This window comes from Pseudomonas sp. TSO6 (assembly GCF_056098905.1).
On the sequence record NZ_JBLZWV010000015.1, the window covers coordinates 123,291 to 138,975 of the forward strand.

General features: G+C 63.3%; 16 protein-coding genes. 6 read left to right on the forward strand and 10 right to left on the reverse strand.

Going from position 1 to position 15,685, the window contains the following annotated elements:
* Window positions 1-64: 64 nt before the first annotated feature.
* The 6 genes from ACN6NG_RS04925 to ACN6NG_RS04950 all read right to left on the reverse strand — a co-directional run bounded on the left by ACN6NG_RS04925 (window position 65) and on the right by ACN6NG_RS04950 (window position 8,526).
* Window positions 65-1,180: a succinylglutamate desuccinylase/aspartoacylase family protein gene (locus ACN6NG_RS04925; protein WP_016498229.1), complete on the reverse strand. Its 1,116-nt coding sequence runs from the start codon at window positions 1,178-1,180 to the stop codon at window positions 65-67.
* A 224-nt stretch (window positions 1,181-1,404) separates the two neighbouring features.
* Window positions 1,405-3,063 carry an ATP-dependent DNA ligase gene (locus ACN6NG_RS04930; protein WP_063422197.1) on the reverse strand — a complete coding sequence of 553 codons (1,659 nt, stop codon included), beginning with the start codon at window positions 3,061-3,063 and terminating at the stop codon, window positions 1,405-1,407.
* Window positions 3,060-4,076: a ligase-associated DNA damage response exonuclease gene (locus ACN6NG_RS04935; protein ID WP_474313110.1), complete on the reverse strand. Its 1,017-nt coding sequence runs from the start codon at window positions 4,074-4,076 to the stop codon at window positions 3,060-3,062. Before ACN6NG_RS04935 ends, ACN6NG_RS04930 begins: the two co-directional genes overlap by 4 nt.
* Before the next feature lie 118 nt (window positions 4,077-4,194).
* On the reverse strand, window positions 4,195-4,533 hold the full coding sequence (locus ACN6NG_RS04940; RefSeq protein ID WP_353456282.1) for a hypothetical protein: 339 nt from the start codon (window positions 4,531-4,533) through the stop codon (window positions 4,195-4,197).
* A 107-nt stretch (window positions 4,534-4,640) separates the two neighbouring features.
* Window positions 4,641-7,082 carry a penicillin acylase family protein gene (locus ACN6NG_RS04945; protein WP_353456281.1) on the reverse strand — a complete coding sequence of 814 codons (2,442 nt, stop codon included), beginning with the start codon at window positions 7,080-7,082 and terminating at the stop codon, window positions 4,641-4,643.
* A gap of 103 nt (window positions 7,083-7,185) precedes the next feature.
* On the reverse strand, window positions 7,186-8,526 hold the full coding sequence (locus ACN6NG_RS04950; RefSeq protein WP_063422193.1) for an aminotransferase-like domain-containing protein: 1,341 nt from the start codon (window positions 8,524-8,526) through the stop codon (window positions 7,186-7,188).
* A 172-nt stretch (window positions 8,527-8,698) separates the two neighbouring features.
* On the opposite strand from ACN6NG_RS04950, the gene ACN6NG_RS04955 reads away from it, so the two are divergent.
* From ACN6NG_RS04955 to ACN6NG_RS04970, 4 genes are read left to right on the forward strand one after another with little or no spacing between them, the layout of a single operon-like run.
* The gene (locus ACN6NG_RS04955; protein WP_353456280.1) at window positions 8,699-9,412 is read left to right on the forward strand and encodes a serine O-acetyltransferase; all 714 of its coding nucleotides are present in this window, start codon (window positions 8,699-8,701) and stop codon (window positions 9,410-9,412) included.
* Window positions 9,409-10,197 carry an alanyl-tRNA editing protein gene (locus ACN6NG_RS04960; protein ID WP_063422192.1) on the forward strand — a complete coding sequence of 263 codons (789 nt, stop codon included), beginning with the start codon at window positions 9,409-9,411 and terminating at the stop codon, window positions 10,195-10,197. The genes ACN6NG_RS04955 and ACN6NG_RS04960 overlap by 4 nt, the downstream gene beginning before the upstream one ends.
* Window positions 10,194-11,402 carry an MFS transporter gene (locus tag ACN6NG_RS04965; RefSeq protein ID WP_353456279.1) on the forward strand — a complete coding sequence of 403 codons (1,209 nt, stop codon included), beginning with the start codon at window positions 10,194-10,196 and terminating at the stop codon, window positions 11,400-11,402. The genes ACN6NG_RS04960 and ACN6NG_RS04965 overlap by 4 nt, the downstream gene beginning before the upstream one ends.
* Window positions 11,399-12,301 (forward strand): pyridoxal-phosphate dependent enzyme, encoded by a 903-nt coding sequence (locus tag ACN6NG_RS04970; protein ID WP_063422190.1) that lies wholly within the window; start codon window positions 11,399-11,401, stop codon window positions 12,299-12,301. The genes ACN6NG_RS04965 and ACN6NG_RS04970 overlap by 4 nt, the downstream gene beginning before the upstream one ends.
* Window positions 12,302-12,325: 24 nt before the next feature.
* On the opposite strand, the gene ACN6NG_RS04975 is transcribed toward ACN6NG_RS04970, so the two are convergent.
* The 4 genes from ACN6NG_RS04975 to ACN6NG_RS04990 are packed head-to-tail and all read right to left on the reverse strand — an operon-like array spanning window position 12,326 to window position 13,998.
* Window positions 12,326-12,529 carry an SEC-C metal-binding domain-containing protein gene (locus tag ACN6NG_RS04975; RefSeq protein ID WP_063422189.1) on the reverse strand — a complete coding sequence of 68 codons (204 nt, stop codon included), beginning with the start codon at window positions 12,527-12,529 and terminating at the stop codon, window positions 12,326-12,328.
* A gap of 7 nt (window positions 12,530-12,536) precedes the next feature.
* The gene (locus tag ACN6NG_RS04980; protein WP_474313113.1) at window positions 12,537-13,022 is read right to left on the reverse strand and encodes an LEA/WHy family protein; all 486 of its coding nucleotides are present in this window, start codon (window positions 13,020-13,022) and stop codon (window positions 12,537-12,539) included.
* Between the two features lie 2 nt (window positions 13,023-13,024).
* Entirely contained in the window at window positions 13,025-13,501 is a 477-nt protein-coding gene (locus ACN6NG_RS04985; protein WP_063422187.1) for a YchJ family protein, read from the reverse strand.
* A gap of 2 nt (window positions 13,502-13,503) precedes the next feature.
* Entirely contained in the window at window positions 13,504-13,998 is a 495-nt protein-coding gene (locus tag ACN6NG_RS04990) for a DUF6231 family protein (protein ID WP_012273855.1), read from the reverse strand.
* A gap of 159 nt (window positions 13,999-14,157) precedes the next feature.
* On the opposite strand from ACN6NG_RS04990, the gene ACN6NG_RS04995 reads away from it, so the two are divergent.
* Window positions 14,158-14,850, forward strand: a complete 693-nt coding sequence (locus ACN6NG_RS04995; RefSeq protein ID WP_063422179.1) for a PA1041 family peptidoglycan-binding anchor lipoprotein — start codon at window positions 14,158-14,160, stop codon at window positions 14,848-14,850.
* Between the two features lie 89 nt (window positions 14,851-14,939).
* A complete protein-coding gene (locus tag ACN6NG_RS05000; RefSeq protein ID WP_474313116.1) occupies window positions 14,940-15,659 on the forward strand; it encodes a PA1041 family peptidoglycan-binding anchor lipoprotein in 720 nt (239 codons plus the stop codon).
* The last annotated feature ends 26 nt before the right edge of the window (window positions 15,660-15,685 follow it).

A 15,685-nucleotide genomic window follows, 5' to 3' on the forward strand; every position in this document is an offset into this window, starting at 1 on the left:
GGCAGTGGTCCGTCGAAGGGTGTGCTTCTACAGACCATCCGCCAGGGGCAATGGTTTTACCGAATCAGTTGCCCAGCAGATAGCCGCTGCGGCACACCTGCTCGCCGGCCACATGGGCGATGACCATGCCAGCCGTTGCCATGCGCCGCACGCTGCGGGCGTACAACAGGCCCGGCTGGCTGTTACGCACTGCGGTCACCCGGTCGCTGAGCGGGTCGATGATTTCTGCGATCAACTGGCCGGCTTCCAGGTGCTGCCCGGGTTTGGCGTGATACACCAGCAAGCCGCCGAGTGGCGTCGACACCGGCTCCACAGCGGCCAGCGGCGTGGCGGGGTGGAGCAAGGCCGGCAAGGAGGGGCTGGCGCCTTCGATTACACCCGCGTGGGTCAGGAAGTTGATTATCGCCTGGCAATCCTTGCTGGCCAGGTCATGGCAGACATCCGCCTGGCCGCGCAACTCGACGGTCACCGAGCAGCAGCCCAGCGGAATCGGGAAGCGCTTGCCGAAGCGTTGCTGCAACTGCCACCAGACCAGGCTGAAGCATTCGTCGAACGACTGCCCGCCCGAGTCGGTGGCCAGCAGGCTGGCCTGGGCACCCAGGTAGCGGGCCAGCGGCTCGATCTGCGGCCAGGCGTCTGGTGTGGTGTACAGGTGCTCGACCGCCTCGAAATCGCAGTGCAGGTCCAGCACCATGTCGGCGTCGCAGGCCAGCCGCTGCAGGATCAGGCGCTGGGCCTGCAGGGGTGTGCGGGCCGGGTGTGCATCCAGCCCACGGCGCAGGTATTCGCGGATAAGTGCGATGTTGTGGGCCGGGTCCTGGGTCAGGTGTTCTTCGATCTGGTCGCCGATGCTGTCCGACAGGTCGACGAAATTGCGGTTGAAGTTCTCGCCGCTTTGCAGTTCGAAGCGCCCCAGTGGCGCATCCAGCAGCACTTGCTCCAGGCCGACCGGGTTGGCCACCGGTACCAGGATGATTTCACGTTGCAGGCGGCCTTGTTGTTCAAGTTCCGCCAGGCGGCGTTTGAGGTGCCAGGCCACCAGCATGCCCGGTAGCTCGTCGGCGTGCAGCGAGGCCTGTATATAAACCTTGCCACCACCGCGGGGGCCGAAGTGAAAGCTGTGCAGTTGGCGGGTAATGCCCGGAACGGGTGAGAGCAGGTCGTGTGTTGAATGGTGCATGGTGGTCCTGGATGCGTGGCGAATACGGTCTGCGACACGGGTCGGCACAAAGATAGAAGCATAGTTTTTGGCCTTGCGCCTCCCTCGCTTTCGCTCCAGTCACCGCGCAGGCTTCTTCGCGGGCAAGCCCGCTCCTACAGGTACTGTGCAGGATCCGGGTCTGGCGCGGTAACCTGTGGAAGCGGGCATGCCCGCGAAGAGGCCCTCCGGGGGCCGAAACTGCCTCAGGCCAGCAATGCCTGCAGGGTCGCCAGGTCATCCGCCTCTTCCACCGGTTTGTCCAGCCGCCAGCGCAGCATGCGCGGAAAGCGCACGGCGATGCCGCTTTTATGGCGCTTCGATAATGCGATGCCTTCGAAGCCCAGTTCGAACACCAGTGTCGGGGTCACGCTGCGCACCGGGCCGAAGGTTTCCACCGTGGTCCTGCGGATGATGGCGTCGACCTTGCGCATTTCTTCGTCACTGAGCCCGGAGTAGGCCTTGGCAAAGGGCACCAGTGCGCGCCCCGGGGTGCCGGCCGGTGCGTCCCACACGGCGAAGGTGTAGTCGCTGTACAGGCTGGCCCGCCGGCCGTGGCCGCGCTGGGCGTATATCAGCACGGCATCGACGCTGAACGGGTCGATCTTCCACTTCCACCAGGTGCCCATGTCCTTGGTGCGCCCAACGCCGTACAAGGCTTCACGTTGCTTGAGCATCAGGCCCTCGACACCCAGGCTGCGTGATTGCTCGCGCTGGCGGGCGAGGTCGGCCCAGTCCGGGCCTTCGAGCACCGGCGACAGCAGCACCGGGGCCAGCGGGTGGTCTTCCACCAACCGTTCCAGTTGCCGACGGCGCTCGTGCTGCGGCCGATTGCGCCAGTCCTCGCCTTGCCACTCCAGCAGGTCGTAGGCTTGCAGTACCACCGGGGCATCGCTCAGCAATTTTTTGCCCAGCGTCTTGCGCCCGATGCGCTGCTGTAACAGGGCAAAAGGCTGTACGGCCAGTTCTGCGGGGGTAGCGCCTGGCTTCCATACCAGGATTTCACCATCCAGCACCACGCCATCGGGTAACGTCTGCGCCAGGCTGTGCAGCTCGGGGAAGCGTTCGGTAACCAGCTCCTCACCACGCGACCAGACCCACAGTTGGCCCTCGCGCTTGACCACCTGGGCGCGAATGCCGTCCCATTTCCACTCGATCTGCCATGCGTTCGGCGGCCCGAGCAGTGTGTCGAACTGTTCGGTTGGCGCTTGCAGCGGGTGCGCCAGGAAGAACGGGTAGGGCTGGCCGCCGCGCTGGCGGTGTTCATCGGCCGACTCGGCGGCGATCAGCATCTGGTAGCTGGCCGCCGTGGGGCGATGGCTGATATCGGTGTAGCCGACCATCCGCTGGGCGACGCGTTTGGCGTCAAGCCCGGCCAGTTGTGCCAGGGCGCGGGTGACCAGCAACTTGGACACACCCACGCGAAAACTGCCCGTGATCAGCTTCAGGCACAGCATCAGGCTGGGGCGGTCCAGCTGCGCCCACAGCGGCTGCAGGCGCTGCTGAACCTCTTCAGGCGATAGCCCGCGCAGAGGCAGCAAATGCTGTTCTACCCAGGTGGCAAGGCCTTCATCGCTGCCATGGGCGTGTACGGGCACCAACAGCGAAATGGTTTCGGCCAGGTCACCCACCGCCTGGTAGCTTTCTTCAAAGAGCCAGTCCGGCAACCCGGCCTGTGCCGTTGCCTGTTCGCGCAACACGCGCGTGGGCACCAGCTGGCGCGGGCGCCCGCCGGCCAGAAAGTACACGGCCCAGGCCGCATCCTCGGCGGGGGCCGTGGCGAAATAATCGCGCAGCGCCTCAAGCTTGGCGTTGCTGGAGGTGGTCGCATCCAGGCGCAGGTACAACGTGGCGAAGGCTTTCATGGTGTGGGTTCGGTAGGGGCAACGTCGTCCTCGTCGCCGTATTCGGTGGCGAAGGCGCGGGCATCAAGGCCTTTTTCGTTGAGGTAGCGCACCAGCACGTTGACCGAGCCGTGGGTGACCATCACCCGGTCGGCGCCGGTCTGGCCGATTGCCCACAGCAGGCCAGGCCAGTCGGCATGGTCAGAGAGCACGAAGCCGCGGTCCACGCCGCGCCGCCGGCGGGTGCCGCGCAACAGCATCCAGCCGCTGGCGAAGGCGTCGCTGTACTCGCCGAAGCGGCGCATCCAGCTGCTGCCACCGGCCGAGGGTGGTGCCAGGACCAGCGCCTGGCGCAGCAAAGGGTCGTTGCGCGGGATATCGCCGGCATAGTGGGTCTGCGGCAGGTGTATACCGGCGTCCCGGTACACCCGGTTGAGCGGCTCGACGGCGCCATGCACGAGGATCGGGCCGATGTTGGGGTCCAGCCCATGCAGAATGCGCTGGGCCTTGCCGAAGGCATAGCAGAACAGCACGCTGGCCTTGCCCTGTTCGCTGTTGGCCCGCCACCACGCGTTGATGTCGGCAAAAATCTCGCCCTGGCTGGGCCAGCGGTAGATCGGCAGGCCGAAGGTCGATTCGGTGATGAAGGTGTGGCACGGCACCGGTTCGAAGGGGGTACAGGTGCCATCGGGCTCAACTTTGTAGTCACCAGAGGCGACCCAGACTTGGCCTTGATGCTCCAGGCGCACCTGCGCCGAGCCCAGCACATGCCCGGCCGGGTGCAGGCTCAGGGTCACGCCATAGTGTACCAGGCGCTCGCCGTAGGGCAGGGTCTGCAAGTTGATGTCTTGGCCCAGGCGGCTACGCAGGATGCCGGCGCCGGGGCTGGCGGTCAGATAATGGCCATTGCCGGTGCGTGCATGGTCACCGTGGCCATGGGTGATCACGGCGCGGTCCACGGGCCGCCAAGGGTCTATGTAGAAATCACCGGGCGGGCAGTAGAGGCCTTCTGGGCGGGCGATGACGAGGTCCATGGCAATCCCGGAATCTGAGGGCTTGCCAGTTCTGAACCTCATCGGGCCGGTAAAGTTCGAGTGACACTCAGCGGCCATCGCACCCAGGGGGCGATGGCCGGATTTAGTCAGTCACTGTTCAGCGCAGAGACATTTTCCAGCCGGATGCCATGGCCTCGTCAACGCTGATCTTTTCTGCGTAGGCAATATTCTTGATGAACCCGCCGTGCACCAGCCTGGGGGATGTATGGAAGTAGTCCCAGCGGGTGGTGCCATCTTCACTTTGCAGTTCCTGCATATTGACGGGCACTTCAAAGGTGACCGGCGAGTTGACCGCCGCTTCGGAAATTTCAACGTCGATCATGCCGTAGCTAGCATGCTCATTGCCGGCCCACAGCTGCAATTCAATGGTGCTGCCATCTGGAATTTCTTGCGTTGCTGGCCAGGATACTTCGATCTTCAGGGTTGCAGCGGTCATTACGAACATCCTCTAAATGAAGTGAAGCCGCGTGTGCTGATACAGCGCACGCGGTATAGAGGAGGTTAAAGACCTGGATCGGGGATAAGGAGTTGGAAGCTCGACCCCTAGCGGGCTGGTACTAGTGTCAGCCGCTGGTTGCCAAACGCCCGCCCGAAGTTCTGCGGCTGTAGCGGCAGGCTCATGAAGCGCCCTTTGAACCAGGCATCCAGCCCGTCACTGTAATGCACGCTGGCCGGGTTGCCGGACTGCCCGCTGCTGGTCAGCACCTGCAAAGGCTCGGCCTGGCCAAAGTCGACGATCATCCGCGCCGAGGCCGGCAGACGGGTGTCGAAGTCGCTGCCCCAGGCGTACGGCGTGAGGGCCAGGGTCGTGAAGTCGCCGCCAGCGGCCAGCGGCGAACGGCTGGTGGCATCGCCCAGGCCATGATAAGCCGGTGCCGGCCAGCGGTACTGGTGCAGCTTGCCCCACTGCCAGGCGCGGCGGTCGGCACCCAGTTGCGCGGTGCCGGCATCCACCGCGCCAGCCAGGCTGCGGGCGAGGATGGTGGGTTTGTCTTCTTTCTGCGGGGTGCTGCGGTCATCCCAGAACGGGCTGTCGTCGCGGCCCAGCAGGTGATCGGCCTGCGCCGAGAATGACAACCGGGCATTGCTGACGAACGCCTGCCACGCCGGGCCGGACTCCGGGCCAAGGTCGTCGAGGAACGTTTGCCGTGCAACTTCCTGGAGGAACAGCTCGTACAGCGCTGCATCAGCCGACACCGGGCTCAGACGGCCGTCGAAAGCCTTGAGCCGGGCCAGCGCGTCTTTGGCCTTGTCGCGCTGTGCGGCGGGCAGGGTATCGATCGCCTGTTTCAGTGGCTGGGCCATGCCAGGGGCATCGAACATCTGCTTGAGCTTGGCGGCCAGCAGGGTCACCTGGTCGTTCTGCAGGGCAATCAGGCTGCGGCTGTCGTGGCGGCCATTGCCGGCCAGCTGGGCCAGGCGTTCAGCGCGTTCCGGGTAGTACCAGGTGCTGGACAGCTGCATGCCATAGCCACGTGGGAGGCTGCGCTGGTTGGCGTGGCCGATCCAGCCGGCGGGTGGGTCCTGGTCGTAGGGGTGCAGCATCGGGTCGGCATAGCCATCCCAGTCATAGCGCCCGTCCCAGCCCGGCGAGGGCAGCAGCCCCTGGCCTTCGCGGCGGTTGGGGTAACGGCCGCTGACCTGCCAGCCGATATGGTCGGGCTCGGCGAAGACGAAGTTGAGGGCGGCGGCGGTCACTTCACGGGTGCTGTCGAAGGCGCGCTCCACATTCTTGGCCCGGGTCAGGTCAAACAGTGCATCCAGGCTGCGGTCGGCCTTGAACTGCGGCAGGTTCAGCGCCAGGCCCAGGCTGGCGTTATCAGGTTGGGCCAGCAAGGTGCCGTGGCGGGTGTCGTACATCACCTCGCGCAGCGGGCGCTGGCCGCGGACGAAGAAGGTTTCGCTACGGGCGCGGGCCGGCAGCCATTTGCCATCGGCGAGGTAGGTCAGCTGGCTGCCCTGGCGGCGCAGTTGCTCCAGGTACAGGTCCTGGTTGTCGGCCATCACGGCGCTGCTGCTCCAGGCCAGTTTGCCGTTGTAGCCAGCCAGCACGATCGGCAGGCCGGGCAACGACAGGCCAGCAACCTGGTACTTGCCCGTGTGGATTTGTACCGGGCTCAGGGCCCAGGCGGCGCGGCTGTCGCTGGCCAGCAGGCTCTTGCCACTGCGGCTGCGCTGCGGGCCCAGCGCCAGGTTGGCCGAGCCCGGGCTGCCGAGCAGGTCAAGGTCGGCCAGTTTCTGGCTGGCGGCCGCCAGCGCTGGCAGGCCCGGCAACTGGCTGGCCAGGTTCAGGCCCTTGAGCTTGTCCACTTCCGTTTCGGCCAACGGCTCATCCGGTGCTCCGGGCAGCAACCAGGCCAGCTTGTCGCTGCCGGCTTTCTGCGCCAAGGTCAGGGCGCTCAGTTCTTCCTGCAGGTTCACCGACTGGCTGAACGCGTACAGGCAGAAGATCAGCGCCGAGTCTTCGGGCTTCCAGTACTCGGGGCGATAGCCGCTGTTGGCCAGGTCGGCCGGCAGCTTGTCGCGGTAGCGGAACAGGTAGGCGTTGACCCCGCGTGCATACACTTCGAAGAAGCGCTTGAGCCGTGGCGATGCGTCGGCGTATTGCTGGGCGGCGTTCTGCTTCAGGTTGGCAGCGCGCATCAGGCGGTCGATGTCCAGCGCGTCGCTGCCGGCCAGTTCGGCCAGGCGGCCCTGGGCGAGCAGGCGCATGGCGACCATCTGTTCGATACGGTCGCCCGCGTGCACGTAGCCCAGGCTGAACAGCGCATCATGGAAGCTGCTGCTTTCGATCAATGGCGCGCCCATGGCGTTGCGGCGGATCGAGACGTTCTGCGCCAGGCCTTTGAGCGGCTGCACGCCGCTGGTCGGTGGCACGCTGTCCTGGTGGCCGCCCGTCTGGCAGCCGGCCAGCCCGAGCATGCCGAGCAGCGTGGCGGCGGTTGCAAACCGCAGGCGGAAGGGAGGAAAGGCGGGGGCGGCCATGACAAGGGCTCCTGCAAGGCGAGGCGGGTTTCGAAAGGCGCTAAGGTAGTAAGCGCGCAGGCGCCATGCAAGGTCCTGTGTCGGTTTATTTGCCTGCGCGGGCTCAAACGTTGAAGTGGTCTGCCAACGTGTCGGAAAAATGCGTGCAATTGATACGCGCATAGCGTCGGTAGTCACGGGTGACCGCGAATGCAGAGCCGGGCATCAGCAGAATCTTGTGCTGCTCCAGTTTGCGCACCAGAGGTTGCAGGTCGGGCAGGTCCGGGTGGTAGACCCAGAGGAACATGCCCCCTTGCGGCGCGATCTCGAACTGCCAGCCGCGCTCGAGCAACAAGCGTTGGGTCTGGACTTGCTGCCGGATCAGGCGCTGCTGCACATCCTTCATGTGCCTGGCGTAGGTGCCGTCCGACAATATGGTGTTGACGAAGCGCTCGCAAAACGCAGGCACGGCCACGCAGGTCAGCAGTTTCAGGCGGGTCAGCGGTTCTATCAGGTCTTGCGAGCAGGCGATGAAGCCCACGCGCAACGAGGCGGACAGGCATTTGGAAAAACTGCCGATGTAGATGACCCGGTCAAGGTTGTCCAGCTCGGCGAAGGTCTGGCGCACGGCAGGGCTGAAGTCGCCATACACATCATCCTCGACCACGTAGAACTCGTGCTCCACCGCCAGGCGTAGCACGCTGAAGGCGTTGTGCGGGCTGATGTTGCTGCCGGTCGGGTTGTGGAAGGTGCTGTTGCAGAAGAACGCTCTGACCTTGTGGATGGCCAGGTAGCGCCGCATTTCCTCCACATCCGGCCCGTCCTGGGTCCGCCGGATACCGACGACGTGCCCACCCGCCAGCTGGATCAGCTTGATCAGGTTGCCGTTGCCCGGCTCGTCGACGAACACGTGGTCGCCTGGCTTGATCAGCAACCTGGCAACCAGGTCCAGGCCTTGCGTGGCGCCCAGGGTGGTCAGCAACTGGTTGGGGCGGGCTTCGACACGGGTCAGCCGTTTCATGTGCACGCACAGCTGTTTGCGCATGGGTAGGTAACCCTGGATGTCGCCGTACTCTGCCAGCGAGCTTTGCTCCAGCCGCGCCGTGCGGCGAATCGCCTTGGCCAGCAGCTCGGTGTCGCGCCACGCCGGCGGCAGCCAGCCGCTGCCCAGTTTGGTGTAGTGCTGGCCGCCCTGCAGCAGCCGGAACAGCGGATCGCCGGCCATGCACTCGGGCTCGTGGATCACGCTGGTCGGCCGGCTGCGGTTGGCGACGAAGTAGCCGCGGCCGGGCGAGGCCGTCAACACACCTTCGCTGACCAGCTGGGCATAGGCCGATACCACGTCGTGGTAACTGAAATCGACGGCGGCCGTGAGTTTGCGAATGGAGGGCATGCGTTGCCCTGGCGACCACTCGCCTGCATCCAGGCGCTGTTTCAACAGGTGATGAAGGCTGGAGGGGTTCATGGCAGGTCCGAAACCGTTAGAAAAAAAAGCCTAACAGTTAACGGAAATGCTTGTCGACTGTTCGTTTGCAAATGGCCAGTACCTGCCACTATCCCCTTGTCGGAACTTTCGGCTGCCAGCAAAGGCGGCACTTTTAGCGTCTGTGCAGAGCAGACAACTGGATATCAAGCCCATGCATACTATGGACATGCAATCAGCCGTCATTGCCAGGCTCCCTTTGCCTGACGAACTGGCGTCATTCAAAGTAGTCAAGAATCTTGTGACCTCGGCGTTATTGGAATGCTGTTCAATCGACGAGTTCGAAGCGCTGAAAGAAACACTGATTATTGAAAGTGTTTCCGAACAGGCCCATGCCGACTTGCAGGCCTTTGCCCAAAAAGATCCAGCGGCTGGCCGCGACCTGGTATTTATTGCAAGGAGTTACACCTCTTATTCTGCGGTTTTGCATTATCGGCTTGCCCACTGGGTCTACTGCAATACGGCTTCTACCTACGGTGCCGGCGGCCAGTGCCTGGCCGCCATGATCTCCAGGCGCGGAAAAATGCTCTCGGGGGCGGAGATTCATTTCCGCAGCCGTATCGGTGCGCGCTTCATCATCGATCACGGCATGGGCACCGTCATTGGTGAAACATCGACCATTGGTGACGATTGCTACGTGCTGGGCGGCGTCACCCTGGGCGCCCGGGGTATCAGTGACAACCCTTCGAGCCCCAGGCACCCGACCTTGGGCAACCGGGTACAGATCGGCGCGTTCGCCAGTGTGCTGGGTGCTATCCACGTCGGCGACGGCGCCTTCATCGGGCCGGGCTGCATCATTACCAAAGACGTCCCTGCCGCTGCCCGTGTGCAGGTAAAAACATCACTGCAGGTGGTACTGGAACCATGAACGCTCTGAACTATGAAGTTTTGCGTAATACCGAGAAGCTGTATTACAAGGACCAGTACCTGGCGGGCGCCAATACGCAAGTAACGCGGGTGCACAGTGACGGTATCGAGTTGCAAAGTACCGTGGCCTATCCGGAAGGTGGCGGCCAGGAGGCTGATTTCGGCACGATTGAACTACCGATCGGTACCGTGCGATTTATCTGGGTTAAAAAACTCTACGGTAGCCCTATTCGCCTGGAAGGTTTCAAAGGAGGAAAACTGGGCGGCATCATTATTCACAGCCTGCACCCTGATGACTTGCACCTGCTGGATGAAGTCACCGTTGGCATGCCGGCCCGGGTCACTATAGATATTGACCGACGCGAACGGTTGACGCTGTCTCACAGTGCCAGTCACTTCCTGTATGCCGCCGCCATCAGCCTGCGTGAAGAACTGAAACAGTGGACCATCGGCTGCCATATCAAGGAAGACTCGGCGCGTTTCGACTTTCTGGTCGAAGACGCATTCACTGCCGAAGACGTGGTGGAGATAGAACGGCGTGCCAATGAGCTGATCGCCTGCGATGCGCCCATCGAACACCACGCCGTGCAGGGCCTGGAAGACGCGCGCCTGTGGACCTACAACGGCATCGAAATCCCGTGTGGCGGCACACACCTTGAGTCGCCTCGGCGGATCGGGCGCGTGTCCGTGCGCCGCAAACGCCTGGGCAAAGGCAAAGAGCGGCTGATCTGCGTGTTCCCCGATGCCGAAATCGATGTGTCCACCTATCACGAGCCTGCGCTATGAACAGCACACTCCCGCGGCGTACCTACCTGTACTTCACCGCACAGTCGATCAACCTGACGACCGCTGTCATGTCCGTGACCATGGCCGCCATCGTCGGAGCCGCATTGGCGCCGGCTGCTGCGTGGTCCACCGTGCCCTACGGGTTCCAGTTTCTCTGCCTGATGCTGGCAACGTACCCGGTCTCCAGGTTGATGAGCCGTATCGGTCGCAAGAAAGCCTTCATGCTGGGGTCGATCCCCTTGGCGGCTTCTGGTGTCAGCGGTTATCTGGCCGTGGAATACCAGCACTTCCAGCTGCTGGTACTGAGCCATTCAGCGTTGGGCGTTTATATCGCCTTCGCCAACTTCAACCGCTTCGCGGCCACTGACAACCTGGCCCAGAGCCTCAAGCCCAAAGCCCTTTCACTGGTGGTGGCGGGGGGCGTGATTGCAGCCGTGGTGGGGCCGACTCTGACCGAGTGGCTAAGGGACGTGGGTGGGTACCCGCTATTTTCGCTGTGCTATGCCTCGTTTGTTGGCCTTGCGCTGATGTCGCTGTTGATTGCCGTTTGCCTGCCCGACGATGCCGGCATCGCCAAAGCCAGTCAGCACGCGGAAAAATCGGCCACTGCCCGCGAACCGTTCAGCCCGTCGGTGAAAGTTGCCATGGCGGTTGCGGCGCTGAGCTACGGGATCATGAACCTGCTCATGATTCAGGCATCGATGCACATGAAACACATGCATGAGGACTTCTCTGATGTCCGCCTGGCCATCCAGTGGCATGTGGTTGCCATGTTTGCACCGTCATTCTTCACCGGCGCAATCATCCAGAAGCTGGGCATCAAGACCACCATCTGTGCCGGGCTGGCACTGTTGATCGGTTGCTCGGCGCTGAATATCTGGTCGCACAGCTACGCCATGATGACCCTGGCGCTGATTGCCCTCGGGCTGGGCTGGAACCTGACGTATGTCGGCGGCGGCGCATTGCTGGCCCAGTCGCTGCAAAACAGCCCGGCAGCGATGCAGATGCAGGGCAAGAACGACCTCGCCATTGCCATTTTGGCAACCGTCGGTGCGTTCAGCCCTTCGCTGTTGCTGAGTACGGTTGGCTGGGATGGCACCAATGCCATCTGCATGGCCCTTTGCATCGGTTTGCTCTTCGCCACTGTCGGCCTGCTGCAGAACAAGGCCTGTCTGCACACTTCAATGGAAGGTAGCCGCAAATGAGCGAGCTCATCAGCGTCAGCGAACGCATCTACACCAAACTGGAAATGAACAACCCAGGCGGCAGCCACAAATACCGGGCAGCCCGGCACATTGTCGAGCATGCCCTGCGCAACGGCGACATCATCCCGGGTGTGACCACGGTCATTGAAAAAACCGGCGGCAGTTTCGGTTTCGGCTTGCTGGCGGCCTGCCACAAGTATCAGGTTGCCGTGGAACTGGCAGTAGGGCTTGGCTTCAGCCAGACCAAACGGGATTTGCTGGAGTGTTTTGGTGCCAGGCTGATCGGCAAAGAGATGCTGGTGGCCGGCGCCACGCCCAAGGATGTCGTCATGCATCACCTGGAGAACCAGGCCGCACTGGGCAAGTCCTATTTCTACACCGATCAATTCAACAACCCGGTGGGCATTGAAGCCCATCGTTACCAGACGGCCAGTGAGCTTGCCGTGCAATTGACCAACGTCGGGGCCGGGCGGGAAATCCTGTTTGTCGGCTGCGCCGGCACTGGCGCAAGCTTCACAGGCATTACCTTGGGGCTGAAGGACCACGGTTTTGACGTTTCGACGGTGTTGGTCGACCCCAGCGGTTGTGATTCAAGGGCGGGCGTGTTCACGGACCATCGCTTTGAAGGCATGGCGGTGGGTGTTTGCCCACCCTTCATGGACTGGTCGCTGGTGGACGAACGGGCTCAGGTGCAGCACGCCGAAATGCTGGCTGCACAGCGCTGGTTCTACATGCAAAGTGGCATTTTCGTGGGGAATACCGCCGCAGCCTGCCTCGCTGTTGCCCAGCGCATGGCACAGCACCCGCGGTATGCCGCGACCACCCTGGTCACCATCGCCTATGACGCGGGGCTCTGGTACCAGGACTTGCTAGGGGCGACCCGGCGAAAGGCCGCGTAGCAGATTTTGAATCGAGCCAGTCGATCAGGCGCCGTGGCACTTCTTGAACTTTTTCTCGCTACCGCAAGGGCAAGGGTCGTTACGGCCAACGTCCTTCAGGGCGTTGCGTACCGGCTCCTGGTGGCCGTGGTTGCAGTGCGGGCCGTGTACATGGCCATGATCGTGGTGGTGGTCATGATCATGCTCGTGGTTGCAGTCAGGGCCATGAACGTGGGGTTGTTGGGACATTGCAGGGTTACTCCGGGATGTGATCGCCGGGGATTATCTCACCACTGCGCGATAAGTGCAGGTTCCGATGGATGACCAACCCGGTCGCTAGTTCGCCCTGCAAGGTGTAATGCAGCGGCTGCCTGCTTTTGAGCAGCTTGGCCAGTGGCTTGAGGTGCTGCCACAGGTTGGTGCGCGCGGTGATCTTGAAGGTGCGCCGGGCGTGCCCGCCCACGCTGCGCCAGACACTGGCTTCGTCCTGCACCAGCAGCAGGTCGTTGAGGCGTATTGCATACGACAGGTTGCGGATGAACAGGCGGCTGTCATTGGGGTTGTCGACCCGTAGGTGCAGCACGAACTCCTGCTCCAGCAACCTGGCCTTGACCGTTTCGACCTCGACCAGGTGCACTTCGGGTTCGCGCCAGTCGTCACCCCCCCAACTGGCACAGCCCGCCAGCAACGCCAGGCATGCCATCAGTGTGCAGGGCAGCAGCAGACGGGCGCGGGCCATCATGCTCAGCTACCCACGTAACTGGCGCAGCATTTCTTGAATTTCTGCCCGCTGGCGCAGGGGCAGGGGTCGTTGCGCCCGGCCTTCAGCCCAACCGTAGGGTCGATGAAGTACCAGCGCCCGGCATGCTGGACGAACGCCGAACGTTCACGGTGCTGGTGATCGCCATCCTGGTCGTGCCAGCGCGCGGTGAAGGTGACAAACCCGTGCTCCGGCTGGCCGCCCAGCACTTCGGCGCCTTCCACCTCCAGGCCCAGCCAGGTGCTCTGGGCGCTCCAGGCCGCCATGGCGGCCTGGTCCAGTTCGGCTTGCTGGGCCGGCAGGGTGGTGGCCACCAGGTAGTCGACCAGGCCCAGCACGTAAGCGCTGTAGCGTGAGCGCATCAGCGCCTGGGCATCCGGTGCCGGGGTACCGGCATGGTAATGCCCGCAGCAGGCGTCGAGCAGGTTGCCACTGCCACAAGGGCAGACCGAGACACTCATCATCACCACCAGTACTTGCCGAAGTTTTCAGGGTTGGCCCAGAACCTGGCGTTGAGCCAGTCCGGGACCTGCTTGTAGTCATGTAGATCATAGGTGAACAGGCTCAATACCTGCTGGTCACGGCAAAATTTCTCGCTGGCCGACAGCGCCAGGGCAAAGAAGTCGGTGTCTTGCCAGCCGCAGGCGGCCAGGTCGGCCAGCACCGCTACCCGGCTGGCATTGAGGTTGCGAATGCCGCCGAGCAGTTCCAGGCCGGTGCGCTTGGGCAGGTGTTCCAGGCAGTCCACCAGCACCGCCAGATCAAAGCGTTGGGCCGCCAGTTCGGCCGGCAGCGGGCCCGGGGCAGCCGTGGCGATCGTCACCTGGGGGTGCGCCTGGGCGAAGGCGTCCAGCGCCGGGAAGCGCGTGCCGACCAGTAGCAGGCGTTGCGGGGTGAAGCGTTCGAGCAGGGCCGCCAGGGCTTGCTGCGGCGTGCGTTGGGAAAAACCGTCGGTCATTGCCAATCCTCGTTCAAGTCGTCCAAGACTAGCGGGCCGCGGCGTGTGGGCAAAGAGGCATGTGACCACGTCGTGGCTTATTGCTGGCAGGGTTGGAAAGCGCGGTCTTTACTCCCAGAGATCGGCCTTATGCCGATTCCCCCTAGGAGAAGCAATGAAATGAGCATAGTACGCACAGCGTTACCCCTGGTACTGCTCACCAGTGTGTTGACTGGTTGTGCAGGTTTGCAAAAAACCGACTGGCCGAAATGTGCCGCCGTCGGGGGTGTAGGCGGCGCCGCTTTGGGCGCTATTGAAAGTTCCAGCTGGGCTGGCTGGGGTGCGTTGCTGGGCGGTGGCCTGGCGGCGGGCTATTGCTGGGCCCATGGCGATGGCGACGAGGATGGCGACGGCGTGCCGGATAGCCGTGACAAGTGCCCGGGCACCCCGCGTGGTGTGCAGGTCGATGCCAACGGGTGCCCGCCTGAGCCGGTAGCGGTGGTGGAAGAAGTGGTGGTGCAGAAGGAAGAAGTCATCGTCATCCGCGATGTGCACTTCGAGTTTGATTCCGCGCGCCTGACCGCCAGTGACAAAGAGCGCCTCAATACCATTTCCACGCGTCTGAAGCAGGAAGCGCCATCCGCTCGCCTGAGCGTCAGCGGCCATACCGACAGCGTTGGCTCCGACAGCTACAACCAGAAACTGTCCGAGCGCCGCGCCCATTCGGTGACCGATTACCTGGTCGAGAGCGGTGTACCGCGCAGCAGCTTCGTTTCGGTGGTCGGTGCCGGTGAAACCCAACCGGTAGCTGACAATGCCACGGCCGACGGGCGTGCCATGAACCGCCGTACCGAAATCAAGATCCAGCGCTAAGGCGGCATGCGCCCGTGCCTTGGGCAGTGGCACGGGCGCGTCTTCATGCCGGTCAGCCGTTTGTGGCCAATGACACAGGAGCATTCAGCATGAGTGTGACGTCGAAGGCGGCGCTGCCGTTGTTGGTGGCTGCCAGCCTGCTCGCGGGCTGCGCTACCCACAGCGATGGTAGCGCACCGCTCAACCAAAGGACCTGGCCCATCTGCAGCCTGCTGGGCGGCCTGGCTGGTGGTGACCTGGGCGCTATTGAAAGTTCTACCTGGGCCGCAGCTGGCGGCGCTCTGGGCGCCATCGCCGGGGGGTTGATCTGTTACGCCCAGGATGGTGACGAAGATGGCGACGGTATTTTCGACCGCCGCGATCATTGCCCCGATACCCCCGCCAACACCGCAGTCGACCACATGGGGTGCCCCCTGAAGGTATACCCGGCAGCGCCGCCTGCCACTGCACCTGAGCCCTCGCCAGAGGTGATCATCCTCGATGACAACGGCGCGGTGATGTTTGCTTTCGATTCCGCCGACCTGACCCCGGCGGCGCAGCAACGCCTGCAAGGCCTGGTGGCAAAACTCGACTCGCCGACGATAGCCAAGGTGAGTGTGATCGGGCACACCGACAACGTGGGTTCCGATAGCTACAACCAGGCGCTTTCCGAGCGCCGTGCCAGCAGCGTTGCGGAGTACCTGATCAGTCAGGGCCTGGAGCCTGGCAAGGTCACCAGCCAGGGCCGCGGAGAAAGCCAGCCGATCACCGATAACGAAAGCGAGGAGGGCCGCGCGCGCAACCGACGGGTGGAGCTGCACCTCAACTGAGCGGTGCTGGCGCCTGACTTGACATT

Excerpts from the sequence above, each read along its gene's own strand:
- ACN6NG_RS04925 (WP_016498229.1), bottom strand. The coding sequence starts at position 1,180 with ATGCACCATTCAACACACGACCTGCTCTCACCCGTTCCGGGCATTACC.
- ACN6NG_RS04930 (WP_063422197.1), bottom strand. The coding sequence starts at position 3,063 with ATGAAAGCCTTCGCCACGTTGTACCTGCGCCTGGATGCGACCACCTCC.
- ACN6NG_RS04935 (WP_474313110.1), bottom strand. The coding sequence starts at position 4,076 with ATGGACCTCGTCATCGCCCGCCCAGAAGGCCTCTACTGCCCGCCCGGT.
- ACN6NG_RS04940 (WP_353456282.1), bottom strand. The coding sequence starts at position 4,533 with ATGACCGCTGCAACCCTGAAGATCGAAGTATCCTGGCCAGCAACGCAA.
- ACN6NG_RS04945 (WP_353456281.1), bottom strand. The coding sequence starts at position 7,082 with ATGGCCGCCCCCGCCTTTCCTCCCTTCCGCCTGCGGTTTGCAACCGCC.
- ACN6NG_RS04950 (WP_063422193.1), bottom strand. The coding sequence starts at position 8,526 with ATGAACCCCTCCAGCCTTCATCACCTGTTGAAACAGCGCCTGGATGCA.
- ACN6NG_RS04955 (WP_353456280.1), top strand. The coding sequence starts at position 8,699 with ATGCATACTATGGACATGCAATCAGCCGTCATTGCCAGGCTCCCTTTG.
- ACN6NG_RS04960 (WP_063422192.1), top strand. The coding sequence starts at position 9,409 with ATGAACGCTCTGAACTATGAAGTTTTGCGTAATACCGAGAAGCTGTAT.
- ACN6NG_RS04965 (WP_353456279.1), top strand. The coding sequence starts at position 10,194 with ATGAACAGCACACTCCCGCGGCGTACCTACCTGTACTTCACCGCACAG.
- ACN6NG_RS04970 (WP_063422190.1), top strand. The coding sequence starts at position 11,399 with ATGAGCGAGCTCATCAGCGTCAGCGAACGCATCTACACCAAACTGGAA.
- ACN6NG_RS04975 (WP_063422189.1), bottom strand. The coding sequence starts at position 12,529 with ATGTCCCAACAACCCCACGTTCATGGCCCTGACTGCAACCACGAGCAT.
- ACN6NG_RS04980 (WP_474313113.1), bottom strand. The coding sequence starts at position 13,022 with ATGATGGCCCGCGCCCGTCTGCTGCTGCCCTGCACACTGATGGCATGC.
- ACN6NG_RS04985 (WP_063422187.1), bottom strand. The coding sequence starts at position 13,501 with ATGAGTGTCTCGGTCTGCCCTTGTGGCAGTGGCAACCTGCTCGACGCC.
- ACN6NG_RS04990 (WP_012273855.1), bottom strand. The coding sequence starts at position 13,998 with ATGACCGACGGTTTTTCCCAACGCACGCCGCAGCAAGCCCTGGCGGCC.
- ACN6NG_RS04995 (WP_063422179.1), top strand. The coding sequence starts at position 14,158 with ATGAGCATAGTACGCACAGCGTTACCCCTGGTACTGCTCACCAGTGTG.
- ACN6NG_RS05000 (WP_474313116.1), top strand. The coding sequence starts at position 14,940 with ATGAGTGTGACGTCGAAGGCGGCGCTGCCGTTGTTGGTGGCTGCCAGC.